The sequence below is a fragment of the Prosthecobacter sp. genome, assembly GCF_044227185.1.
Taxonomy (GTDB): domain Bacteria; phylum Verrucomicrobiota; class Verrucomicrobiia; order Verrucomicrobiales; family Verrucomicrobiaceae; genus Prosthecobacter.
This window is the reverse complement of record NZ_JBGAFO010000001.1, coordinates 838,460-862,054: the sequence shown is the minus strand read 5'-3', so window position 1 is coordinate 862,054 and position 23,595 is coordinate 838,460. Positions and strand designations below refer to the sequence as shown.

At 63.1% G+C, this 23,595-nt stretch carries 23 protein-coding genes and 1 pseudogene; 8 read left to right on the top strand and 16 right to left on the bottom strand.

What is annotated here, in order from left to right; genetic code table 11:
- Positions 1 to 14 precede the first annotated feature (14 nt).
- Complete coding sequence (locus ACILSQ_RS03715; RefSeq protein WP_395742235.1) at positions 15 to 290, bottom strand: hypothetical protein; 276 nt, start codon at positions 288 to 290, stop codon at positions 15 to 17.
- The gene (locus ACILSQ_RS03710; protein ID WP_395742234.1) at positions 241 to 1,041 is read right to left on the bottom strand and encodes a zeta toxin family protein; all 801 of its coding nucleotides are present in this window, start codon (positions 1,039 to 1,041) and stop codon (positions 241 to 243) included. Before ACILSQ_RS03710 ends, ACILSQ_RS03715 begins: the two co-directional genes overlap by 50 nt.
- A gap of 116 nt (positions 1,042 to 1,157) precedes the next feature.
- Here ACILSQ_RS03710 and ACILSQ_RS03705 point away from each other — a divergent pair, with 116 nt between their 5' ends.
- On the top strand, positions 1,158 to 1,388 hold the full coding sequence (locus ACILSQ_RS03705) for a hypothetical protein (RefSeq protein ID WP_395742233.1): 231 nt from the start codon (positions 1,158 to 1,160) through the stop codon (positions 1,386 to 1,388).
- Between the two features lie 123 nt (positions 1,389 to 1,511).
- Here the strand turns inward: ACILSQ_RS03705 and ACILSQ_RS03700 are convergent, their stop codons facing one another.
- The 3 genes from ACILSQ_RS03700 to infA are packed head-to-tail and all read right to left on the bottom strand — an operon-like array spanning position 1,512 to position 2,888.
- Positions 1,512 to 1,922: a hypothetical protein gene (locus ACILSQ_RS03700; protein ID WP_395742232.1), complete on the bottom strand. Its 411-nt coding sequence runs from the start codon at positions 1,920 to 1,922 to the stop codon at positions 1,512 to 1,514.
- The gene (locus ACILSQ_RS03695; RefSeq protein ID WP_395742231.1) at positions 1,919 to 2,470 is read right to left on the bottom strand and encodes a ribonuclease H-like domain-containing protein; all 552 of its coding nucleotides are present in this window, start codon (positions 2,468 to 2,470) and stop codon (positions 1,919 to 1,921) included. The genes ACILSQ_RS03700 and ACILSQ_RS03695 overlap by 4 nt, the downstream gene beginning before the upstream one ends.
- A 28-nt stretch (positions 2,471 to 2,498) precedes the next feature.
- A complete protein-coding gene (gene infA / locus ACILSQ_RS03690; RefSeq protein WP_395742230.1) occupies positions 2,499 to 2,888 on the bottom strand; it encodes a translation initiation factor IF-1 in 390 nt (129 codons plus the stop codon).
- A 153-nt stretch (positions 2,889 to 3,041) separates the two neighbouring features.
- Between infA and ACILSQ_RS03685 the strand changes: the two genes are divergently transcribed.
- From ACILSQ_RS03685 to ACILSQ_RS03675, 3 genes are read left to right on the top strand one after another with little or no spacing between them, the layout of a single operon-like run.
- Positions 3,042 to 3,548, top strand: coding sequence for an RNA polymerase sigma factor (locus ACILSQ_RS03685; RefSeq protein ID WP_395742229.1), 507 nt, complete (start codon positions 3,042 to 3,044; stop codon positions 3,546 to 3,548).
- Complete coding sequence (locus tag ACILSQ_RS03680; RefSeq protein ID WP_395742228.1) at positions 3,545 to 3,862, top strand: hypothetical protein; 318 nt, start codon at positions 3,545 to 3,547, stop codon at positions 3,860 to 3,862. The genes ACILSQ_RS03685 and ACILSQ_RS03680 overlap by 4 nt, the downstream gene beginning before the upstream one ends.
- 55 nt (positions 3,863 to 3,917) lie before the next feature.
- Positions 3,918 to 5,465, top strand: coding sequence for a hypothetical protein (locus ACILSQ_RS03675; RefSeq protein ID WP_395742227.1), 1,548 nt, complete (start codon positions 3,918 to 3,920; stop codon positions 5,463 to 5,465).
- Positions 5,466 to 5,532: 67 nt separating this feature from the next.
- On the opposite strand, the gene nadC is transcribed toward ACILSQ_RS03675, so the two are convergent.
- Positions 5,533 to 6,369, bottom strand: coding sequence for a carboxylating nicotinate-nucleotide diphosphorylase (gene nadC, locus ACILSQ_RS03670; protein WP_395742226.1), 837 nt, complete (start codon positions 6,367 to 6,369; stop codon positions 5,533 to 5,535).
- A 146-nt stretch (positions 6,370 to 6,515) separates the two neighbouring features.
- Between nadC and rplS the strand changes: the two genes are divergently transcribed.
- Positions 6,516 to 6,872 (top strand): 50S ribosomal protein L19, encoded by a 357-nt coding sequence (gene rplS / locus ACILSQ_RS03665; protein ID WP_395742225.1) that lies wholly within the window; start codon positions 6,516 to 6,518, stop codon positions 6,870 to 6,872.
- Between the two features lie 315 nt (positions 6,873 to 7,187).
- On the opposite strand, the gene ACILSQ_RS03660 is transcribed toward rplS, so the two are convergent.
- The 6 genes and pseudogenes from ACILSQ_RS03660 to rpmH form a co-directional block, all read right to left on the bottom strand.
- A complete protein-coding gene (locus tag ACILSQ_RS03660; RefSeq protein WP_395742224.1) occupies positions 7,188 to 8,942 on the bottom strand; it encodes a PTPDL family protein in 1,755 nt (584 codons plus the stop codon).
- A 141-nt stretch (positions 8,943 to 9,083) separates the two neighbouring features.
- Positions 9,084 to 9,539 carry a protein jag gene (locus ACILSQ_RS03655; protein ID WP_395742223.1) on the bottom strand — a complete coding sequence of 152 codons (456 nt, stop codon included), beginning with the start codon at positions 9,537 to 9,539 and terminating at the stop codon, positions 9,084 to 9,086.
- A 183-nt stretch (positions 9,540 to 9,722) separates the two neighbouring features.
- Entirely contained in the window at positions 9,723 to 11,543 is a 1,821-nt protein-coding gene (gene yidC / locus ACILSQ_RS03650; RefSeq protein WP_395742222.1) for a membrane protein insertase YidC, read from the bottom strand.
- A gap of 170 nt (positions 11,544 to 11,713) precedes the next feature.
- On the bottom strand, positions 11,714 to 11,950 hold the full coding sequence (gene yidD, locus ACILSQ_RS03645; protein WP_395742221.1) for a membrane protein insertion efficiency factor YidD: 237 nt from the start codon (positions 11,948 to 11,950) through the stop codon (positions 11,714 to 11,716).
- Complete coding sequence (gene rnpA / locus ACILSQ_RS03640) at positions 11,947 to 12,318, bottom strand: ribonuclease P protein component (protein ID WP_395742220.1); 372 nt, start codon at positions 12,316 to 12,318, stop codon at positions 11,947 to 11,949. Before rnpA ends, yidD begins: the two co-directional genes overlap by 4 nt.
- A 78-nt stretch (positions 12,319 to 12,396) precedes the next feature.
- Positions 12,397 to 12,531, bottom strand: a pseudogene (gene rpmH, locus ACILSQ_RS03635) (50S ribosomal protein L34); the annotation flags it as partial.
- Positions 12,532 to 12,692: 161 nt separating this feature from the next.
- On the opposite strand from rpmH, the gene ACILSQ_RS03630 reads away from it, so the two are divergent.
- From ACILSQ_RS03630 to ACILSQ_RS03620, 3 genes are all read left to right on the top strand, one after another.
- Positions 12,693 to 13,547: an alpha/beta hydrolase gene (locus tag ACILSQ_RS03630; RefSeq protein ID WP_395742219.1), complete on the top strand. Its 855-nt coding sequence runs from the start codon at positions 12,693 to 12,695 to the stop codon at positions 13,545 to 13,547.
- Positions 13,548 to 13,786: 239 nt separating this feature from the next.
- Positions 13,787 to 14,182 (top strand): hypothetical protein, encoded by a 396-nt coding sequence (locus ACILSQ_RS03625; RefSeq protein WP_395742218.1) that lies wholly within the window; start codon positions 13,787 to 13,789, stop codon positions 14,180 to 14,182.
- A gap of 328 nt (positions 14,183 to 14,510) precedes the next feature.
- On the top strand, positions 14,511 to 15,077 hold the full coding sequence (locus ACILSQ_RS03620) for a type 1 glutamine amidotransferase domain-containing protein (protein WP_395742217.1): 567 nt from the start codon (positions 14,511 to 14,513) through the stop codon (positions 15,075 to 15,077).
- A 16-nt stretch (positions 15,078 to 15,093) separates the two neighbouring features.
- On the opposite strand, the gene ACILSQ_RS03615 is transcribed toward ACILSQ_RS03620, so the two are convergent.
- The 4 genes from ACILSQ_RS03615 to glnD form a co-directional block, all read right to left on the bottom strand.
- A complete protein-coding gene (locus ACILSQ_RS03615; protein WP_395742216.1) occupies positions 15,094 to 18,627 on the bottom strand; it encodes a penicillin-binding transpeptidase domain-containing protein in 3,534 nt (1,177 codons plus the stop codon).
- 7 nt (positions 18,628 to 18,634) lie between these two features.
- Positions 18,635 to 19,021, bottom strand: a complete 387-nt coding sequence (locus ACILSQ_RS03610) for a BlaI/MecI/CopY family transcriptional regulator (protein WP_395742215.1) — start codon at positions 19,019 to 19,021, stop codon at positions 18,635 to 18,637.
- Positions 19,022 to 19,408: 387 nt separating this feature from the next.
- Positions 19,409 to 20,743, bottom strand: coding sequence for a sulfatase-like hydrolase/transferase (locus ACILSQ_RS03605; RefSeq protein ID WP_395742214.1), 1,335 nt, complete (start codon positions 20,741 to 20,743; stop codon positions 19,409 to 19,411).
- Between the two features lie 40 nt (positions 20,744 to 20,783).
- Positions 20,784 to 23,585: a [protein-PII] uridylyltransferase gene (gene glnD / locus ACILSQ_RS03600; RefSeq protein ID WP_395742213.1), complete on the bottom strand. Its 2,802-nt coding sequence runs from the start codon at positions 23,583 to 23,585 to the stop codon at positions 20,784 to 20,786.
- Positions 23,586 to 23,595: the final 10 nt, after the last annotated feature.

Sequence of the window (23,595 nt, the reverse complement as noted above, 5' to 3'; positions counted from 1 at the left end):
AACTCCGGTTGTTCTCAGCGCCCCGATAGCGCGTCCATGAGGCCTTTAACTTCCAGGCGGACCCAGCTCGGCTCATTCCGTTTACCGCGAATCTTCTCAGCACGGATGTCCATAAATTGCCCCGTCGCCGAATTCCTGGCAGTGAAGGTGGTGTTTGGGATGCGATCGATATGCGTCACCTTCTTCCCCTTCTTGCTCGTTACGGTCACACTCACGCTGCCGCCAGTCTTTGCCCCCTTCTTAGCCGTGGCGGTGGATTTCTTTCGCAGCTTGGGCGTGGTAGCTTTCATACTTCGTAGAATAATGCAGCGCGCCGCCTGAAGCAATAGTTTCGAGGTCGAGCAGCAGTGAATTTCCAGGCACCTCGCGGGTGCCGGTGTTGTGAACAAGATGGAAATGAATGAGAGGATGATTTCCAAACAGGCGGTAGAGGCTTTTGACCACTCTTTGGACTTTACGGTGGTTTCCCGCCAGATCAGCCAGAGGTACGGAGCGCCCTTCTTCCAGACTGCGCTGAATGGCTCCATAAAGTGCCAGCTCCACATTCCGATGCACGTGGAAGACCAGAATCTGCCAGTCTCGCGCCAGGGCTTTGTTCATGGTCGCTCTGGCCCATTTGAAATCTCCCAAAGTACCATCCCAGACGAGATCGGCCTGGGTGTTTGTTTCCTTCAGGCGTTCCAGTGCATAGGTCTTGCCAGAGCCCCAGCCACCGGACATCAGACGAAGTCTGCTGCGTCTGCCACGGCGGGAGATCTCGCGGTCAAGTCTGTCCTGTGCATAGCGCCATGCATGTGCCCAGGAGGGGGCGAGGTCGCAGGGCCTGCCCTTGGCGGAATCGCTGGCATAACGTGCGTCTAAATGGCGTGCCAGATCTGTGCTAATGATGCTCCCTCCCTTTGTTTCAGGCAGGTCGTTGTACAATCGGTCCGCTTTTTGTGTGTCCGCGATCAAAGCCGCATAGTCAGCTTCGGCTTTCTTTTGAGCGCGCGTCCGGCAGACATAGTCTTGCATAATTAGATGCATGATCTTGGCTGGCACCTTATGTTGGTCAAGTTTCGAGATTAAGACTGAGCTCCAAGAGCCTGAATGGCGCCTCTTTTCTAAACTACTTTTCCCAGTTGCCGGGGATTGCAGAACACCGGATGAATACCCTCATGGCCTTGGGCACGAAAAACCGACTGCAACAGACCGCCGCAGACTGCACGGCCTACCTGCGCGAACAGCATCGCGATCAGGCAGGGCTGGTGGCCGAGTTCATTGCGGAGATCGAAGGCGGCGGTGAGGATGTCTCGCGCTGGCAGCAGTTCTGCGATGTGCGGCGGAATCGCGCCCAGATGCTGGAGCGTGTGGAGGCGGCGTTCCAAACGTGGCTGGCTGGCGGGTAGTACTGTAGTCCTCTCGCTCCGCGAGAGGACCCCGGCGCTTCGCAGGGCGAAATCATTTTCCGAATAGCGGCAGCGTGAGACCTGGCGTGAGCGCTGGGCTCATCTCGCGGAGCGAGACGGCCACTATGCCGGGCGCTTCGCGCGGCGGCATCTCACCAGCCACACCAGCGCCAGCGTGGTCAGCGCCCCGGTGGCGTCGGCGATGAGGTCGCGCAGGGTTTCGCGCACGCTTTGCTGGATGTGCGTGCCGTGGAAGACATCGGAATACAGCTCGGCAAACTCCCAGAACAGGCCCACCGTGCAGGCCAGGGCAAAGGTGAAGAGATAGCGCGCAAAGGCGGTGAGCTGGCCGAACCAATGCGCGAAGCAGTCGAGCGCATGCCAGAGGAAAAACGCGATGGCCACGCCGCCGCTGTAGTGCATCACAAAATCCAGCGGCTTCCGCCAGGGTGTGAACATGATCGCACGATGAAAAATCAGCACCGCCACAGGCGCCCAGCCTGCGCGCAGGAGCAGGCGCAGCAGCGGCTTCATACGCTCTTCCATCCCACCTTGGCCATCTGCTCGCGGCCATTGCGGTCATGATACTTCACATGCCCGTGCTCGATGCCGTACTCGTGCACGCACTTGGTCACCTTCACGTCGTAGCAGCAGTATTCGGCGATCTTCGCCACCTCTCCCTGCTGCCACCATTTGAGGGCGTCGAGACCGTCGGCGGTCTTGCCGGTGCCGAGCGTGGCGGCGGCCACGGCGTCGAGCTTGATGCGGTGGCCGAGAATTTTTTCCAGATCGATGAGCAGATCCAGGCTGTGCGGGAGATCGGCGGGATCAAACAGCAGGTCGTGGCCTTTGAGCACTTCGTAGTCGAAGCCGATGTGGTTGAAGCCCACCACGAGGTCCGCCTCCTTGAGCTGCCGGATGAGCGCGGGCGCCTCCTCCTGCGTGTAGATGCTGTACTCGTTGTTCTTCGTGCTGAAGGTGCAGGCGACGGAGATGCCCATCTTGTGCTTGTTGCCCCAGCCGCCCACGTCGTTCGCGGTGCGCCGTGTTTCGAGGTCGAAGTAAACAATGTCTCCAGCCATGATCGCGAGGGCCTGCCTGGGCGTCAGCTTAGCCGATGCGATAAACGATGCGCGCCTTGTCCATGTCGTAGGGCGACATTTCAATCTTCACCGCGTCGCCGATGACGAGACGGATGAATTTTTTGCGCATCTTTCCAGAGATGTGGGCGAGCACTTCGTGACCGTTGCGCAGCTTCACACGGAACATGGTGCCCGCGAGCACGGCGGCGATGGTGCCTTCCAGCTCGATGGCCTCCTCCTTCTGCTTGCCGGTGTCTTCCGGCTCCGGCGGGCGCGGCGGCGGGGCGGCGTAGCGCGGCGGGCCGCCACCGGTGCGGGGAGGGCCGGAACCACGGTTGGGCGGGCCACCGCGTGAAGGACCGGAGCCGCGATTGGGGGGGCCGCTGCGTGATGGGCCGCGATTGGGAGGACGTGACATGCGTGAAAAAAGTTGGGCGGGAGGATGCTGCCAGCGCCAGGGATTACAAGGGTAATTTTGCGCTGTTCCACACCGAAAATGGCCGGGGGCGGAAATTCGCACAGACAAAAATCTCGCCGCCATTCGTCCTGTCCATGAAACTGCCCTCCTCTCATGGCCGCCGCTCCGACACTGCCCGAACTCTATGACGCCCACGCGGCGGGCCTGTTCCATTATTTCACCAGCTTCACCGGGAATGAGGCGGACGCCAAGGACCTGCTGCAGGAGCTCTGCATCAAGCTGGCGCGGCAGCAGATACCCCCGGGCATCGCCAGCATGCGCGCCTGGCTGCTGCGCCTGGCGCACCACCATGCCATCGACTGGCTGCGGCGGCACCGCGTGCGGCGGGATGCCGAGGACGCCGCGCCGGTGGAGATGTTTGCCAGCCAGGAGGATCCGGACCAGGCGGAGCTGGCACGGCGGCTCTCCCGCGCGCTGGCGCTGCTGCCTCTGGAGCAGCGCAGCGTGGCCCAGCTCAAGCTGTGGGACGGCCTGACCTTTGAAGAGATCGCGGAGGTGCAGGGCATCCCGCTGAACACCGCCGCCAGCCGCTACCGCTACGCTTTGGAGAAGCTGCGCAGCGAACTGCGCCCCCTTTACGATGAACTGAAACCCTCATGAACCCGAACCCCGACCCCTTTGAAAACGCGCTGGGCGCCCTGCGCCGACGCGAGCTGCCCACGGCCTGGCGGGATGAGATGCTGCAGACCGCCACCACCGCTGCGGCCACAGCACCTGCTGCACCGCGCACCGCACGCACCCCGCGCTGGCTCGTGGCCGGCTGGAGCCTGGCCTGGGCCGCCACGGTGATCCTGTTCTTCGGCACGCCTGCTGAGGAGGCACCGCAAAGCACCGCCCTGAGCCGCGGCGCCGCCCCGGCCCTGCTCTGGCAGCAGCGCGCCGCGCAGATCGAGGCTCTGCTGGCCGCAAACTGACCCCTTTCATTCCTCCCTCCCTTCCTTCCAGTCCACCCTTCTACCACTTCATACCATGATCCGCCACTTTCTTTCCAGCCGCGCCGCCCGCATCCTCCTGTGGATCCTCATCACCCTCGTCACTCTCATCGCCCTGCTCTATGTCTGGACGAACTGGAGCGGCCGCCGCCGCTGGGCGGCTGCGAAGGCGATGATCGAACACGAAGGCGAAACCCTCGACTTCCGCAAACTGCTGCCCCGGACACCGCCGGAGACGAAGAACCTCCTGGCCATCGAGCCTCTCCGCGGCATTACGGAAGTGATCGGCAGCGACGAGTCCAAAGGAGAGGCCGGTGCCAGACGCAAGGCGCTCTCGGCCCTGAAGCTGGCCGGCAACGCCCCGCCCACAAGGGGATTGGATGCGGGACAGCCGGCAGACATGCAAACCTGGGCCACGTTTCTCCGGGAGACAAAGTTCCTTGAACTGCCAGCCACCTCTCCCGTCGCCAGCAAGGAGGTGCTCGCGGCCCTGGACGCCAAATTTCCGGTGCTAAAGCAGTTGTCCGATCTGTCTCCCCAGCGCAGCGAGGCCCTGTTCACGCCTGGCCTGCCTGAGCGGGAGCTTCCTGGCATGCTTTTCACGCTGCCGCTGCCTCACTACACCCTGGCGCTGCAGCTCTCACGTGCCCTTGGTCTGCGTGCCCTCGCGGCCATCCATGCCGGACAGGGAGCCGAGGCGGCACGCAGCCTTCTGGCCGCCGAAAAGATCGGCCAGGCTTGTGAGGGCGAGCCACTGCTGATCGGTTTCCTGGTGGGCGCCACCGCCGAGTACACGGTGCTGGAAGGGATCTGGACAGGCCTGCGGGAAAAGGCATTTTCCGAGGCCGACCTGAGCCTTCTTGAGCAATGCCTCAAACGCCATGATCTCGACAAAGCGCTGCTTCAGTCGTTCCGCGGAGAACTGGCCGCCAGCATCACCTCGCTGGAGTACCTTCAGACCACCGCCGGCGGAAAAAAAGCAGCCGGACAGGAGTCTGCCGACTCCCTCGCCGGTGCTTCCTCCCCCCTTGCCGTCGCTACATCACGCTCCACCCCCGGCGGGCTGTTTGACCACTGGAAAAGCGCGATCCTCGAAATGGAATGGAAGCACATCCTTCATCCGCTGAGGGACGGCGGTGTCGCGGGACTGTTCCGGAATGGAGACCAAATCTCTTCGGAACTGGAGCAAAAACGCAACCCGATCCTGCATGCGGACTGCATCATGGCGAATCTCATGATCCCCGCCTTCACCACCGTCGCCAACAAAACCCTCCTCACCCAGGCTCGCGAACGCCAGGCTTTGGCAGCCCTCGCACTCGAACGTTTCTTTTTGAAGCACGCGCGCTATCCCGCCACGCTGGCAGAGCTTGCTCCGGAATTTCTGTCCGCGGTCCCGCTGGATCCCTGCGATGGGAAGCCCATGCGCTACCGCACCACACCCGACGGACGCTATCAGCTCTGGTCCGTGGGCTTTGACGGCAAAGACGACGACGGCAAAGTCAGCCTGGACAGCAAGGGAACGGCCAAACTGAACAAGCGCGACTACCTCGGCGACTGGGCCTGGCAGTATGAGCCCGTGAAATAAGCGGCCGTCGTTTTTTTCCTTGTGTGATAAGGCGCTGAACGGCGGCCGGGAGTGCCCCTCGTGCCGCTCACTTAAAATCCAGCCCCAGATCCAGCGCCCGCGCGGAATGCGTCAGCGCCCCCACGGAGATCGCGTTCACCCCGGTGGCAGCCACATCCTTGATGGTCTCAAGCGTGATGCCCCCGCTGGCCTCCAGCCAGAGTTTGCCGCCCGCCAGTTTCACCGCCTCGCGCAGTTGGTCAGGGCTCATGTTGTCCAGCAGCAGCATGTCCACGCCTTCCAGGGTGAGGAAATCGGCCACCTGGGTCAGTGTGTCCGCCTCGAGCTGCACACGCACGCCCGGGCGCTCGGCCCGCAGCTTGTGGATGGCGGCCTGGAGGGCGGCGTGGTCGCTGCTGGCGGCGAGGTGGTTGTCCTTGACCATGGCGTGGTCATACAGGCCCATGCGGTGGTTGGTGCCGCCGCCGTCCTTCACCGCCGTTTTTTCCAGCAAACGCCAGCCGGGGGTGGTTTTCCGCGTGTCCCAGATCTGCACGGGGTGGGGTTTCACCGCCTCCACGTAGCGCCGCGTCTGCGTGGCCACGCCGCACAGGCGCTGGAGGAAGTTCAGGGCGATGCGCTCCGCCGTGAGCAGGGAGCGCGTGCTGCCGGAGATCTTCATGAGGACGCTGCCGCGCTCAAAAGGGCTGCCATCCGGCAGGCAGACCTCCACCTCCAAAGAGGGGTCGATCTCCTTGAACACGGCCACGGCCACCTCCGCCCCGGAGACGACGCCCGGCTCACGGGCGACCACCTCCGCCCTGGAGCGGGAGTCGGCGGGAATGAAGTAGGTGGAGGTGACGTCTCCGCTGCCGACATCTTCAGCGATGGCGGCGCGGATCAGGGCTAAAACGGTGGGTTCCATGAGCGGGGGAGGATAGGCGGGAGCCGGGCGGATTCCAGTACGGGGAAAAACAGGTTGCTAAATGACGGGAACTCGGCAACTTCCCCGCCCCTCGCCCCCGGCCTGACTGTTTGACGGCCTTGCGCAGCGTGGCCAAGGAGCCTGTCATGAACATCATCGAAAAGATCAATCAAGAGCAGTTGAAGAAGGAAGTCGCCGCTTTCACCGTGGGTGACAGCGTCAAGGTGCACACCCGAGTGGTGGAAGGCGACAAAGAGCGTATCCAGATTTTCGCCGGCATCGTCATCGCCCGCAAAGGCCATGGCATCAACGAAGCTTTCACCGTCCGCAAGATTTCCTATGGCGAAGGTGTGGAGCGTGTGTTCCCCCTGCACAGCCCGAAGGTGGCCAAGGTGGAAGTGACCAAGTCCGGCCGCGTGCGCCGCGCCCGCCTGCACTACCTCCGCCAGCGCCAGGGCAAGGACGCCATGTCCGTGAAGGATCAGGCCCAGAGCGAAGGCTGATTTTTTTCCAGTGTGTGCTTAAGCGAAAAGGGAGGGTTGCGAGGCCCTCCCTTTTTTCGTGCCTGTGTTCCGAGGTTTTCATCCGCCCGCCCCGGGTTCACCGCCTCGGCCGCCGGTGAGTGACGCGACGAGCCCGCTGCCAGCCGTTGGCCGGATGTGTTTGGCGTTGAGGATGTTTCCATGCCCACACCCGCTCCGCCAAACCGTCCGACGGCGAGGGCGTTCGCAGGCCGGTGGCCTGACAGCACGGGGATGGGCGGGCGGGCTGTCGCCACACCCACCCAGCGATCACGTCCTCGCACGGCTCCCGGCCGCTCATTTTTTCTTCTTCTTGCCGCCGCCCAGGAGGGTGAGCAGCAGCACCAGCACCACCACACCGATGCCGATGAGGATCATGTTCATGGTGCTCATGCCTTCTTCCTCAGGAGCGGGAGCCGGAGTGGGCGCGGCAGCCGGGGGCTGGGGGGCGCCGCCTGGCCGCTGCTGCGGATAAGCACCCGGCTGCCCCGGATACGGAGCACCTGCCTGCTGCGGGTAGGCTCCAGGCTGCGCCGGGTAAGCGCCGGGCTGCGCGGGATAAGGAGCACCTGGCTGCGCCGGATACGCGCCAGGCTGCTGCGGGTAGGCCCCGGGCTGGGCTGGGTACGCGCCTGGCTGCTGCGGATAAGCTCCAGGCTGGGCAGGATACGCCCCTGGCTGCCCTGGGTAAGCGCCAGGCTGCTGCGGATAGGCACCGGGCTGGGCAGGATACGCGCCAGGCTGGCCCGGCATGGCACCAGGAGCAGGCGCGGCCCCGGGCACGGTGCCCGGGGCAGGAGCGCCGCCGGCTCCAGCAGCGGCGAGCGCCGCGGCCACTTTGTCATCCATTCCAGGCGTGGCGGTGCCGGCGATGGCGCTGGAGCCGCCTGCCGCACCGGTGGGCGCGGCCTGCATCTGCGCAGGCGTAGCGCTGAGCTGCTGGGCCCAGTAGGCATGACGCCCACGGTAGCTGGTAAAGACCGCCTTGTAGAATTCTTTGCTCTTGGCATCGGCACGTGCCGCCGCCGCTTCACCTTCCACGATGGCCTCTCCCATCTTCGTCAGCTCGGCCTTGTCCTTCCCAGCCCTGGCGTCTGCGCGCAGCAGGCGGGCGATGGCCTCGTTGACCTTGGTGATCGCGGCGAGGTCCAGACTCTTCAGCCGGTCCGTTTCCTCAGTGATGGTCTTGGCCAGGAGCTTCAGATTCTCCGGGTCGTACTTGTAAGGGGTGAACCAGCGCGTGGTCTTGCGCTCCTGGTCGTAGGTGGTCTTCCAGTTATCCCTCTCCTTTTTGATCGCCTCGTTCGTACGGCTCAGCTCGGGCTCGATGAGCTTTTTCACGCCCTCTTCACGGGTCCTCTGCCAGATGGGCTGCTGCTGGACCATCTGCGTGACCTGCGATTCGTAGTTTTTCAAAACGTCGAGAATGATCGTGACGGCCTTCGGGTAGTCCACGGCGGCGGGGTTGCCGCTCCGCGGGTCCTCCAGCTTGTCGAATTCCCTCAGCGCGCCGGAGTAGTCCTTGGCCTCCGCCTTCTCCTGGAGCGCGGTAAAAATCACGTGGGCCTTGATGTTGAGCTCCTCGGCCTTTGCCTCTTCACGGGTGAGCCATTTGCCCTCCAGCTTCACACCACCGCCCACCACCTTTTCCTTCTCCTCCTGCACCTGCTTCATCATTTCCTCCACCTCCGCGGCCTCCTTGGTCCCGGGGTAGCGGTTCAGGAAGGGACGCAGGCTGTCCTGAATGAGCGTCTCGTAGCCCTCCGCCGAAAGCAGGTCCGGCGCCGGAACGAGCTTTTTCAGCGCCAGCAGCTCCACCTCCTCCGGCTTCTGCTTGATGATGCCGCCTTCGGCGATCTCGCTCCGCGGGATTTCTTTGTCATCCATGATCTTCCCCGTCACGCGGTACTTCATGCGGATGGACTGCGGCGTCTCGGAGAGGATGGTGCCCTCCAGCTTGGTGCCATTCTTGAGGGTCACGGTGTCGGCGTTCAGAAATCCGACGCTGCAGGCAAGTGCAAGGACGACGGACGGGGTGCGACTCAATTTCATGGGGATGCGGGGTTGGATGAAGAGGAAGGAACGGAGCTGACGGCGGCGCGGCAATTTGCGCGGGTTTCGAGAAATAACTCAAAACCGCGCCGCGAGTAAAGAACGAAGCTGATTTTCCTCCTCTCGCGGGGTCGGAAAGCTTCAGCGGGGGCGCAATTTCAGCACAATGCGCTTGAAGCGGGCGCCGCCCTCCTGGCTTACGCTCATCACTTCCGCGTCGTTCACAAAGACGTTGTGAATCAGCCGGCGGTAGTAGCTGTTCATCGGCGGCAGGTCGGCGCTCTGCCCGGTGGCGCGCACGCGGTCTCCCAGTTCCTTGGCGCGGGCCACCATCTTGTCCTCCCTCATGGAGCGGTAAAACTCCACGTCCACCCGGATGCGCGGGGCGTCCTTGAGGTGCCGCTGCAGCACGCGGTTCACCAGGTACTGGATGTCCTCCAGCGTCTCCCCCCGGCGGCCGATGAGCGCATCTGAATCATCCGTCAGCACCTGCAGCGTGGGGCCGTCCGGACCGTTGTCCTCCTCGATCTGGACCACAAAGCCCAGATAACCGAGCATGGTGTCGAGAATTTGGCGGGCGTGTTCGAGAGGGGTCATGGGGCTCGGTTGCTGGGACAATGAGGGTGGCGGTATGGGTCAATGACAAAACCAGAATCGAACGAAGCGAATCAATGCCGAATGAGGAACGAATGAACAAGTTCGAACTGTCCTCCGGGCTTCGTCATTCTACATTCATTCGTCATTCGTCATTCCTCATTCTGATTTCGTCATTTCTCCCCGCTAGCCTCCGAGGCGCGGCGGCTTCGGGCCTTTTTTCTTGTCCTTTTGCGGCGCTCCCGAATTGAAGAACGGATTGCCCTGGGCCGGGGCGACTCTGGACACGGGTTTTTGCACCACTTTCTCCAGCTTGGGCTCCGGCATGTAGAGCTTCATGATGCGGGTCTGGAAGATGCTGAAGATGTTTTGCGTGGACCAGTACAGCGCCAGCGCGGCGGCGAAGTCATAGCTGATCCACAGGAAGAACAGCGGCATGAGCATGAAGATGCGCTGCTGCGTCTTGTCCACCGTGGCGGGCTGCGGCGTCAGCTTCATCTGCGCCACCATCGTCAGTCCCATGATGAGCGGCAGGGGGTTGATGTTGAAGCCCAGGACGCTGCCCTGGGTGTCTGCGGCGGCGAGGTCACGCACCCACCAGAAGGACTGGCCGCGCAGCTCCGCCGCCACTTCCAGCACGCTGTAGAGGCCGATGAAGATGGGGAACTGCAGGAACAGCGGCAGGCAGCCGCCCAGCGGATTCACGCCGTAGTCCTTGTAGAGCTTCATCGTCTCCATCTGCTGCTGCTGCGGATTGTCCTTGTACTTTGCCTGCAGCTCCTTCATCTTCGGACCCAGCAGGCCCATGCGCTTCATGGTCATGGTGGACTTGGCATGGATGGGCCACAGGCAAAGGCGCACAAAGATGGTGAGCAGGATGACCGCCAGCCCCCAGCTCCCGCTGAGATCGTGCATCCAGCGCATGACCTTGGACAAGCCGATGCTCACCCACCTGAAGTAACCGTAGAACATCGCATAGCTGCGCTGATGGCCGATCTTGCTGAGGCGGTCGTACTCCTTCGGGCCCAGGTAGATCTGGTAGTTCTCTGTGACCGAGGCGCCCGGCGCGAGATCCACCACCGGCAGGCTCATGGCGGCATCATAGGTGTAGTCGTCGATCCCAGACTTGCCCACATTCGCCGCATCGATCGGCTGCGCGAGCTTGCGGCGTGAGGACCAGAACTTGGCCGGCGCGTCCTTCGCCGCCATGCGGGTGAGGATGTGGGTGTAAAAGCGCGTCATCACCCCGGACCAGCGCAGTGCATTGTAGGGGTGCTTGTACTCCGTCGGCGCATCGCTGAAGAAGCCCTTGCCGTAGTACTTGGAGAGCTGGTAGTCGGCATCGCCGGAGTTGTTCCAGAAGAAGCCGTCGTAGCGGCCTTCGTCATGTTTCAGCGCGGTGGCGGCGCCGGCGTAGAGGTAATACTCCTCGGAACGGTGCTGCGCGGTGCCGGTGTTCTTCAGGGTGATCGCGAGATCAACAAGGTGCTCGTCGCCTTCCGCGCCTTCGGTCAGGGTGTAGGTCTTCGTGACCTGGATGCCCTCCGCAGTGGTTCCTTCAAACGTCGCGCTCTTGTCGCTCTTCGCGGTCAGCTTGTAAGCGACCGCGTCCAGCCCGCCGGGCTCGCGCCGCAGAGCGCCCACCGGCTCCAGGCCGTTCTTGTTCAGGGTCACCTGGTCCGTACCCGCCAGCGCCGCACGGGCGATGCCGCCGCCCTTCGACGTGAGCTCATACGTGACGGTGCCGACTTTCAGGGTGTGGGTCTCTTCCGGCAGCACCGGGGCTGCGGGCGCGGCGGGAGATGTGCCAGCTCCGGGGGTGGTGCCGGTGGCGGCATTTGCCGTCGCGGCAGGGGCCGGTTTCTCAGTGGCTTTCTTCGCGGCTTCCTCCTGCTTTTTGCGCGCCGTCTCGGCCTGCGCCAGCTTCTGGTTTTCCTGCATGTAGTGCCAGTTCACTCCAATGAGGATGACGCACAGCGTCACGGCGATCCAACTTTTGCGGTCCATGAAATTTTAGCTTTGGGTGAGAGGGGGTTTTTTGTGAAGGCGGGCCTTCACAGTCAGGGCAAAGGCGGGGTCTGTAAACAGTGACGAAGGGAGAATGCAGCAATGACGAAGGATGCCCGGCACGCGATTACACTGTTGGAAAAAATTCGTCATTCCTCATTCGGGTTTCGTCATTTCTTCCCCGGCACCGGATCATGCCCGTGGCCGCCCCAGGGGTGGCAGCGGCAGATGCGGCAGATCCCCAGCCAGGAGCCGCGCAGCACGCCGTGGGTTTCCACCGCCTCGAGGAAATAGCGCGAGCAGGTCGGGGTGTAGCGGCATCCGGAGCCGGGACCGCCAATGGCGTGAATGACGGGGGAGATGAACACTTGGTAGCCGCGGATGAAAATTCGGATGAGCCATTTCATGGTGCGGGCGGGGCAGAAGGCTTCTGAGTCAGCAGGCCCAGGCGCCGCGCCAGCCGCAGCCAGTCATTTTCCAGTTCGGCCAGCGTGGCCTGGGGGGCGCGCCAGCGGGCGATGATCACCATCTGCCAGCCCGGGGCGATCTCCGCCCGGTGGGCGCGCACGATCTCGCGCAGCAGACGGCGGATGCGGTTGCGCACCACGGCATTGCCCAGCTTTCCCCCGGTGATGAGGCCAAACTGGAACTCCTCCAGGGCTTCCACCCGCAGGACACCCAGCACCAGATATTTTCCGGCCTGGCTGCTGCCCTGGGACTTCACGCGTGCAAAATCGCACGCGAGTTTCATCCGCAGGCTGGATGGAAGGCGCATGATGAGGAGCGCGCCGCAGCAGGACTAAGCGTGCTGCTGGGTGTGACGCTTGAAGTGGATTTCCACACCCTTCGGCAGGAGACGCTTGCGTCCGGCACGGCGGCGGCGGCGCAGGATGTCGCGTCCATTCGCGGTCTTCGTGCGGGCGCGGAAACCAAACTGCTGCTTGCGCGTGCGCTTGGAAGGCTGGTAGGTCCTGAATGTCTTTGGCATGGGCGTGTGGGGTGGTGAAAGTCGGAGGAGAGAAGCAGACAGACCGGACAAGTCACGGCCTCCCCAGGAAAGGGGGGCGCGAAACTAGCGGGACTCTGCGATTTGTCAATGAGGCGATCATTTCGCGTAAAGTTCGGCTTTCTCAGCGTTACATTTCGCCCATGAACCGCGCCCTCCTCGCCTGCCTCCTTTTCCTGCCCCCGGCCCTCTCCACCGCCGCAGACACCCCCGCCTCCCTGCCCCTCTGGCCCAAAGGCGCTCCCGGCTCCGAGGCCCGTGCCGCCGAGCCGGAGAAAACCGAGGGCAGCAACGTCTGCAACGTCCACAACCCCTCCATCACGCCCTTTGTTCCCGCCGCGGACAAAGCCACCGGCACCGCCGTCATCATCTGCCCCGGCGGCGGCCACTCAAAGCTCTGCCTGGGCCACGAGGGCTTCGCCCTGGGCGAATGGTTCCGCGACCACGGCATCGCCGCCTTTGTGCTGAAATACCGCCTGGCTCGGGAAAAAGGCAGCACCTACACCATCCAGGACCACGCCATGGCAGATGCCCGCCGCGCCCTCCGCACCGTGCGCAGCCGCGCCGCCGAATGGCACATCCAGCCAGACCGCATCGGCATCCTGGGCTTTTCCGCCGGCGGCGAACTCGCCGCCTTTGCCGCCATGACGAACGACCCCGGCAGCAAAGAATCCGCTGACCCCATCGAGCAGCAGAGCAGCCGCCCGGATTTCCAGGGCCTCATCTACCCCGGCACCTCCGGCCTCTTTGACGCTAAAAAAGGCATGCCCCCGCTCTTCATCGCCGCCGGCTACAGCGACCGCCCGGACATCTCCGAAGGCATGGCCACCCTCTACCTCAAATACAAGGCCGCCGGTGTGAAGGCCGAGCTCCACCTCTTCGCCAACGCCGGCCACGGCTTCGGCTATAAACACGACGCCAAACCCACCGCCGCCTCCCGCTGGCCCACCCGCTTCACCGAGTGGCTGGTGGACAGCGGCCTACTGCAGGAGAAGTGAGGAATCAGCGAGCGCCCTTTTCATTGACGGTTGCTGGCGGCTCATCTCATTTCCAGCTCATGTCGTTTGCCGCCTACCAACGCTAGGTCATCGCCTACCACGGCTGCGATCAATCGGTGGCCGAAGCATCATTGCGCGGAGGCAGGCTGGTCGAGAGCGTGAATGATTAGGACTGGCTGGGAAGCGGAATTTACTTCTGGGAACACGGCCCCGCCAGAGCGCTGGAATGGGCGCAGTTCATGAAGCAGCGGAAGAAGCTGACCACGCCGGCCGTGGTCGGTGCGCTGATCCAGCTCGGGAATTGCTTCGACCTCCTGGATGTCAGATTTACCACCCTTCTGCGCAGCATGTTTTCTGAATTCACGGCGCTCCTGGAAGCAGCGGGCGATGTGCCGCCTGCCAACGACCCTGCACGCAAGTTGCACAGGTTTGACTGCGCTTTTCTTAATTGGGCCATACCGACAATTGAGCGAGGCTCTGGAGTCCGCTTTCAAACCGTTCGGGGCGCCTTTGTTGAGGGTGAACCGCTTTATCCGACAGCGCAGATTTTTATGCACTCGCACATCCAGATCGCAGTCAGGGACCCAGATGCCATTGTGGGATTCTTCCATCCCGTTGCCATTGACAGCCATTGATATTGCGGGCAATTTGCAACCATGCCAAAGGCTTCTAAAACCAGCACTACTTCCAAGGCAGGAAGCCGTCGCGGGGTGGTGAAAAAGACTGGTTCCGGGTGGATACCGTATGGCTACATTACTCAAAAGCAGCTGGATGCGGCTCTCGCGTATGTAAAGAGCATGACCCACGCTGAGAAGGTGCAGTCTCTCAAAGACTGTGGCGTGCTGACTCCTACGGGCAGGCTGGCGAAGCGTTATCGGAGCAATTAAAGCGCACGCCCTCACCGCACCGTGAGGGCACATCCCGATCACCCCGTGCGGCATGACGCGCGAACCATGCAGTACTATGAAAATCTTTTCTGATACTCCCCTGACCGAAAAACGTGTCGCCATTCTCGCGACGGACGGCTTTGAACAAGCCGAGCTCGAAGAGCCTTTGAAGGCGTTGCAGGAGGCGGGTGCCACCGTCAGCATCGTCTCGCCCAAGAAGGGCAAAATCCAGGGCATGCGCCATGCCGAAAAAGGCGACGAATTTGACGTGGACATTCCTCTGCGCAATGCGCACCAGCAGGACTTCGACGCCCTTGTTCTCCCCGGCGGCCTCATGAACCCCGACGAACTGCGCTCCACCCCGGAAGCCGTGGACTGGGTGCGTGAATTCGGCCGCAGCGGCAAGCCCATCGGCGCCATCTGCCACGGCCCCTGGCTGCTCATTGAAGCCGGTCTGGTGAGCAACCGCCGCATGACCTCCTGGCCCGCCATCCAGACCGACGTGAAAAACGCCGGCGGCATCTGGGTGGACGAAGAGGTGGTGGTGGACAACGGCATCGTCACCAGCCGCAAGCCCGACGACATCCCCGCCTTCAATGCGAAAGTGATCGAGGAGATCCGCGAAGGAATTCACCCACGATGAAGCAGGCACCGCAGCCTCAGCGCTGCGCTGCCTTCACCCACAATGTCTGCTGCACGCGGCTGTTTTTCTGAAGGCTGCGCAGCAGGCCTGGTTCAGTCTCAGGGCCGATCTCCTCCCTGAGCTGAACCAACGCCGTCGGCAGGCGGGGCGGCGGGGGTTTTAAACCGCGGGGAGCCACGATCCGTAATTCGCCAGGCGGCGGCAGAAAGATCACGTGAGGCTTGATTTCCTCGGCCGGGACCGTCGGGAGCAGCGTTCGCAATGACGAATCCAAGGCGGGCACAGGCGGCGCGACTGAGGCCGTACGCCCTTGGAGCTCCCGCTCGGGGGCGAGCCTGCCAGAAGGCCTGGGTTGTTGGGATTCCTCCGGCGCGATGTGGAAGGGAGGCCTTGAATAGGACACGGTCACATGCACATTGTCGTTATCGGAGCCATGGACCGTGATGGTACACTGCCCGGAGGTACCGGCGGATTTATAAGTGCGCATGAAAATCTCCGGACGTGCGGGCCAGTCGAGAGAGGTGGGGTCATCCAGCGGTTGCGATTTCAGGAAAAAACCCAGCGCGCCCAGCGACTCAACTTTGCTCAACGTACAATGAGAATCCACCAGCCAGCGGCGGACAGCATCGCGCGGCGCCAGAAAATGAAGTTCCACGACGCTCTTCATCTGCCGCTCGGGGTGCTTGTCACCTGAATCAAAAGGCTGTGAACTTGCGGGCAGGTCGGCCAGCAGCCCGGCCTTCTTCACGATGGCCCACGCACGCGCCAGCGCAGGGGACATGCGGACGGCGGCATCACTCTGCTGGCGGACCTCGGCCTGGCTGGTGGGCCGGGATGCAGGAGCCGGTTGTTCCTCCCTTTCCACCTTCGGCCGCACCACGCCCCACAAACTGAAACCGACTCTCTTTCCATCCTCCAGAGTCCGCGGCACCGGGAAAGTCCAGTCCAGGGATTGCAGGAGTTCGAGCTGCACCAGCCTCACACGAAACTGCAGAGCCTGTTGCATTCCGGCCGCAGTGCCATGCAGGTTAAGCTGTCCACGGGAGATCTCACATCCATCCAAAGAAAACCCGGCGTCAGGATTGAGCTTGATGCCGTGGATGGCGGCTTTCACCCTCTCGGCCCTCGCATCAAACTGCGCCTGGGCTTGCTGCAGCTTTTCATGCGCCCTGCCCAATTCGTCGCCCACCGGTTTGACTTCGCCCGAGCCGTCCGCAGGCAGCGCCAGCGTTTCTTCCACGATGCGTTTGGCGATGGGCGCGCACTCACCGCCGCCGCTTTTGCCGCCGGTCTTCAGGATGGCAAAGGCGAGAGTGGGTTTGTCGAAAGGAGCAAAACCGATGAACCACGTGTGGTTGTCATCCACCTTTGTCCCATCCACCATGCGCCAGTTTTGCGCGGTGCCGGTTCTGCCTGCAATGACGACCCGATCACTCCGGGCGGCACGGCCCGTGCCGGTGTTGCCGTTCACCACGAGGCGCATGGCATCGCGCAAGGATTCAAGCTGCGCTGCGGGAAGGCCTTCGGCGGCCAGATCAGCGCGCCACTTCGGCCCGTCCGTTTGTTTCAGCAAAGCCGGCCGCGGCACCTTTCCGCCGTTTCCCACCGTGGCGGCCAGAACAGCGAGCTGCAACGGGGACGCCAGAACCGGTCCTGAACCGATCGATGTATTAGCGGTGTACCCTGCCGACCATATCTCTCCGGGTCGGTGCTCCTTCAACCAGGACGGACTGGGCAGGATGCTTCCGAACTCGTCTTCCGAGATGCCGTAGCTCTCCCCAAAGCCGATCTTGTGGCCCATGGCTTCGATCTGGTCGATCCCGGCGGCATTGCCATACTGATACCAAAAGCAGTTGCAGCTCGCCACGAAGCCGCTGCGCATGTCCAGCTCTCCATGCCTGCCATCGTTCTGCCGCTGAATCCAGCACGGCAGCACCTTGCTGCCGTAGGTCACGGAGCCCGCGCAGGTGAATGTGCGTTCCCCCACTCCCGCGGCGATGCCGGCCAGAGCGGTGACCGGGAGGAAGGATGCACCCGGCGCGTGGGGTCTTACCACACGGTTCATCAGCGGCACGTCCCGATCCTCAAGATAGCTCTCCCAATTCCTCAGCGTGATGGTTGGGATGAAAAGATTCGGATCAAAACTCGGCAGTGACACAGAGGCCAGAATCTCTCCTGTGCGGGGATCTAGAACAACCGCAGCGCCACGCTCCACGCCGCCCTCCTTCATCGCCTGAATGGCGAGGGCCTGAATGCGTGCGTCGAGCGTCAAAGTCACATCCTTGCCTGCAGCCAGCGCGGCGTCCTGCTGCTTTTCCAACGCTGCTCCACCGTAAGACCGCGCATGCCTCTCATCGGGCGGCCGTGTGTATCCCACCGCATGCGCCGCCAGGGTCTTCAGCGGATAATTCCGGCTCTTCTCCTTCGTCGTCTCCGCCAGCACCACCCCGTTGCGGTCCAGGATGCGGCCGCGCAGCGCGGGACCTTCAATCGCATGCAGCATGGCCACAGGCAGCGTGATGAGCAGGGCGCAGGCGCAGAGCCCGGCCAGCCACCGCAGAGTCAGCGCTTCACGACGCCGCTTGGGATCCAGAATCGCCTTCACCCGCGCCTCCACCGGAGCGCAGCGGGTGATGGTCAGCGCGCAGAGAGACAGTCCGGGCGCGAGCCGCTGGTGGCGGCTGAGATCCAGCAGAGCCTGCGCGTAGTCACTGGCGCGCACTCCCTGGCGCAGCACGGTGTCGTCGCACGCGCGCTCCTGATCCGCGCGGAGCTGCCGCAGCGTCAGCCAAGCGAGTGGATTGAACCAATGCAGCGCCTTCACCCACTGCGCCGCCCACAGGGCCAGCGGATCCCCGCGCCGCAGGTGCGCAAGCTCATGCAGCAGCACGCCCCGCTGTTTTTCAGCCGCCCAGGCGTCAAAGCCCTTCGGCAGCAGCAGGCGCGGTCTGAAAACACCCCACACCATCGGCACCGCATCCGCAGGGCCGATGAGCAGACGAGGCCTGCGCTTCAGCCCGAGCTCAAACGCCACCGGCTCCAGCAAAGCGCATGCGCCGCGCTGCAAAGAAACCTCCAGGCGCCGCAGCCGCCAGGCACTCAGCCCCAGACGCAGCAGCAGCAGGCTCGCCACAAGCACCCACACCAGCGGCAGATTCGATACCACATCCTGCCATGAAACCTTCTTTTCAGGAGATTGCAGGGTTTGATCCTTGGCGGGCGCCTGCACCTTGGTTTTCACCGCCGGGAATGAAATGCGGTTGACCGTGGAGCCCGGAGCGAGCTCCGCACTGGCAGCGACTTCCGGCTCCGGCTCCAGCAGCGGCCTTTCCATCTCTGCCTCCGCCTTGGGCAGCACCCGCCACGCAGGCAGCACCCACATCGCCAGCGGCAGCACGGCCAGCGCCACGATGGCGGTGATCCACAAGGCATAGCGCCGTGCGGCGGCCACCCTGCGCAGCATGAGGCCCAGCAGCAGCGCCACCATGAGCACCGCCGCGCCTTTCATCGCGGTGTGGGAAAGGAGATCAAGAAGAGGTGTCGTGTTCATGGCATGATCAGCGGCCTTCGCGTTTCGCTTCGTCGATGAGCTTCTGCATGCGCTCCGCCTGCTCATCCGTCAGCGCGGCGTCCTTGCGCGTCAGGTGGGCGGCCAGGGCCTCGTCCACCGCGCCGCCAAAGAAAGTGTCCAGCACCTGCTTCAGCGCGTTCAATCCCGCGCGGGCTTTCGACTGCGCGGGGGCGTAGATGACCTCGCGCCCTTCTTTGCGCAGGCGCTTCACATGCCCCTTCTCCTCCAGAATGTGCATGAGCCGCCGCACGGCCATGTCCGTGGGCGGGTCTGGAAGCTGCGTCTGCACCGCCGCCACCGTGGCGCTGCCCTCCGCATGCAGGACGTTCATGATCTGCCGCTCACGGCGCGAAAGCTGGGATGGGTCGGACATATTCGCTATATTTTTAACGAATGAAATCCGGCACGGCAAGTACAAACGTGAAATTTTTAGCGAATGATGCTGCGGAGCCTGCCCCGGCCGTGTTTGAAAACGCCACCAAGGAGCGCGGGCCTCCGAGCCCGCAGCAGGTGGCAGGCACTCAGCAGTGTGATCGTTTACACGAAGAGACCTTCGCGGGAAAACGTGCTGCAACACTCAGCGTAAAGGCGGAAGGAAAAGCGCGGTGCTTCTCATGCTTCGCGGAGTGCTGCGGGCTCGGAGGCCCGCGCTCCGCCAGAAAGGCTGGAGCCGTGCAGTCCACCCAGCGGTTTCAAACACCTGCCGAAACTTCACGAGGCTTGCTGATTTCGCGCCGTCCCTTGTTCCGCAGGAACAACGCTACTTTCCCTGGCCCTTCTTCCGCTTCTCCTTCTTCCCCGCTTTGCGGTCTTCCTCCCCGTTCCAGCGCTGGTCTTCCCAGCGCGGCGGCTGCATGGTCGCGTTCCACTGATCAAAGAGCTTTTGCAAAGCCTGGGCTTTCTCGGGTTCCTTGGCGCTGAGGTCGGTTTGTTCTCCCGGATCGGTGGCCAGGTTCACCAGCATGGGCTGCATGTCCTTGCTGGCTTTGACGAGCTTCCAGTCTCCCTGACGCACGGCCTGCTGCACGCCAAAGCGGAAGTACAGCTCGCGCGCGGCCAGCTTTTCGGTTTTGCCTTCGAGCAAAGGAAGAAGATTCACGCCATCGAGCGGGATGGATGTGCTCCCGCCGGCAGCGGCCAGCGCCGTGGGCAGCACGTCGAGCTGGATCACCGGCTCATCACTCACGCGGCCCGCCGGAATGCGGCCTTTCCAGGCGGCGATCCAGGAGACGCGGATGCCGCCCTCCCACACGAACCACTTGTGCCCACGCAGGCCGCCCATCTCCGCGTTTTGATATGCACCGCCGTTGTCGCTGATGAGGAAGATGAGGGTGTTTTCCTCCTGCTTGAGCTCACGCAGCTTCGTCATCACCGTGCCGATGGCTTCGTCCGCCTCCGCCGCGAGCGCGGCATAGGCGGCGTCATGCCTGGGCAGGTCCTTGAACTTCTCCATCCACTTTGCGGAGGCCACGTGCGGCGCATGCACCGCATTGAAGGAGAGAAAGAGGAACCAGGGCTTCTCATGATTTGCCTCCAGAAAATGCACCGACTCCCGCGCATACACCGGCGAGGTGACCGGCGCGCCGGGCAAATCTTCCACCAAATCTTTGCCACGGTAAAACGCCGGCCCCTTGCCTTCGCCCAGATTCCCCACCGTGCCCACGGCAAAGTCGAATCCGCGCGCTTCGGGCAGATACTCCGCGCTCGTGTCTCCGAGGTGCCATTTGCCCACGATGCCGGTGGTATAACCTGCGGCCTTCAGATGCTGCGCCATCGTGGTCTCGCTCAGCAGCAGTTCGCGGCCCGCCCTGCCGGGATTGGCATCGTGCCCCGTGCGCGCCTGGTAGCGGCCCGTCATCAGCCCCACGCGGCCCGGAGAGCACACGCAGCCGGAGGAGTAGCCCTGCGTGAAACGCATGCCGCCCGCCGCCAGCGCGTCCATGGCGGGCGTTGGGGCCATCTTGCCCCCATACGCTCCAGGCTGGGCCCAGCCCATGTCATCCATGTAAAAGATCAGGATGTTGGGTTTGTTCGCCGCAAGTGCGGGAGAAAGCAGCGTGGCCGCAAACAAGAAGAGCAAAGCAGAGAACTTCATGGGTGCTCTCCGAACGATGGGGCGGCGGGAATGTATCAGCCTAGATTAAGTACTTTGCGGAGCGCGGGCTCAGGTGCGCGGCCTTCGTCACCGCGGCCGCCAGCGCATCGAGCTCGGCACGGTCGGTGATCTTCCGGCTGTGCTCGTCCTGCACGTAGATGGCGTCGATGGCCACGCCCTTCTCCGTGCTGATGCGCGCATGCGTGACGTTGTGCCCCAGCCGTCCGATCGCCATGAAGATGTCATACAGCAGGCCCAGCCGGTCCACGAGCTGCAGTTCCAGCACCGTCTGGTCGGGAGAGAGGTTGTTGTTCACGTAGATGCGCTGCGGGATTTCATCGCCGATCTCATCCAGCATGGTCACTGACTTGCCCAGCTTCTGCGTGATGGCCTCGCTAAAGTCAAAGTCCTGCCCGCTGAAGGCCTTCCGCACGGACTCCTCCACGCGGTTGCGCGCGCTTTTCGTGGAGACGGCGGCAAAGTTCGTGTTGCACACGCGGAAGGTGTCCAGCACCAGATGGTCGGCTCGCTGGTACAGGTCGGCGCTCAGAATGTTGATGCTTTCAGCCGCCAGCGCGCCGGAAACGCGCGCCAGCAGCAGGTGCCGGTCCCAGCACACCACGGTGAGCTCGCTGTAGCCCTGGTCCACATGGTCCTCCCAGACCATGACGGGCAGCAGGCCGGCGGCGGCCTCCTCACGGATGAGCTGCTCAAAGAACAGGCGGAACTGGCGCAGGTGCCTGGCGATGAGCTCGGCCTCGCGGAAATTGAAATACGAAGGCGGCATGTGGCGGAAATGCGCGTCCACCTCCGCTTCGAAGCCGGGGCCCAGCCGGCGCAGCACCTCTTTTTTCAGGTCTTCCAGCGGCACCTGCACATTGCGCATGAAGTCCGCCGGCGCGTTCATGAAGCGCAGCGCGCTGTGGTAGAGCTGCCGGATGGACGCCTCCTTGTAGCCGGACCAGCTCTTGTCACTGGTGCCCTTGGAGTCCGCGTAGGTCATCAGCAGCAGCGTGTCCAGGTTCTCCTTCGTGCGCACGATGCCCACGAACTCCTCGATCACCTGCGGGTCGTCCAGGCTCTTTGTCGTGGCCGTGCGGTACATCAGCAAGTGGTTGTCCACCAGGAACAGCAGCAGCCGGCGCCGCTCCCCTTTCACCTGCAGGCGGCGGGACACGGCGGCGGCCAGTGTGGTGCTCTCATCGCTGTGCGTCTTCTTGTTCGCCGCGCGGCCCGCATCATGCAGCAGCAGGGCGAGGTACAGCACATAGGGCTGCTGCAGATCGTGGAAGAGCTGCTGGAAAAGCTCCACGCCTTTCAGCGTGGGGTCGCTCAGCTCGTCGAGCTTGTCGATCGTGCGCAGCGTGTGCTCGTCCGCCGTGTACAGATGGAAAAACTCATGCTGCACCAGGTTCGTCAGCGCGCCAAACTCCGGCATGAAGCGGCCCAGGAAGCCCACCCGGTGCATCTGCCTCAGCGTGCGCGCCGCATCCCCCTTGTTGGAAAGGATGGTCTCAAAGGTCTCGCGGTTGGCCCGGCTGTAGCGGAAGCTGGTGTCCACCAGGCGGAAGTTGTCCTGGATGAGCTGAAACAAGTCCGGGCTCAGGCGCAGGTGCCGCTTCTGCGTGTGCAGAAACAGGCGCATCATGCGCTCCGGATCGTCTTTGAAAATGGTGGGCCCGTCTGCATACACGCGCTCATGCTTGCGCTGGAAGCCGTCAAAGCTCTCCTGCTGCTTTTCCGTGCTCCGCCTTGCCAGGAAGCCCATCAGCTTGCTCTTCGGCGCGGTCTCCAGCGCCTGCAGGTGAAAGCGGTCCATCACCTCGTTGCTGCGCTGCAGAATGTCTCGCGTCGCCGTGTAGTATTCATGCATCAGCGCCTCGATCCGGCGCAGGATCCGCTTGTGCCTGTAGCCCAGGTTCGTGGCCACCGGCCCCTGCAGGCGCAGCGTCAGCAGATCTTCCGCCCGCTTCTCCGTGTAGTGCATCTCATTGCGCACTCGCAGGATGAAGTCATACCCCTGCTCCACCTCCTTCCACCCCGCCTTGGAAATGAGGCCCAGCGCGATGAGGTCCTTCGGATTCAGCGTCCGGTGCCGCGCATACGTCATCCAGATCAGGTTCTGGTAGTCCCGCAGCCCGCCGCAGCCGTTTTTCACGTTCGGCTCCTGCACAAAGGGGGTGTTCTGGTACTTCGTGTGGCGTGTGTTCAGGTCGATCTGCCGCAGCCTCAAAAAGTCCGCCTCCTGCCCGTCCATGCACTCCTTGTCAAACCGCGCGCGGAACTCCTCAAAGGCCGTCTTCTGCCCCGTCACCAGCCGCGCCTCCATCAGCGCCGTCTTGGTCTCCATGTTGTCATTCGCCAGCTTGATGCACTCCCCCACGCACCGGCTGCCGTGCCCCACCTTCAGCTTCAAATCGTAGAAGTACAGCAGGTAGTCGCGGATGAGCTGCACCACTTCACCCGGCACCTTGCCGCTGTTTCCGGGAAACATGAAGGTCAGGTCCACATCGCTCCCGGGGCTCATCACCCGCCGGCCATACCCGCCATGGGCGATCACGCTCACGTTCACCTTCGCGCGCACCTCCGCAGGCAGCGCCGCCAGGCTTTCCTCCCACAGCGTGCGCACCAGCAGGTCCATCACGTCTGAGCGCATGCGGCAGATCTCCGCGCCGCTGAAGCTGCCGGTGCGGTGGCGCTGCTTGATGCGCTGCTCCTTGATCTTGATGAAGCGCTTCGCCTGGCGCAGCGTTTCCGTGCGTCCGCGCGGCAGCTTGTCTTCAGGCGGAAAAAATTTCTGCGCGCTCTTGTTGAGGTGGCGCAGGTAGTCGCGTTCGGTCATCGCTCAGAAG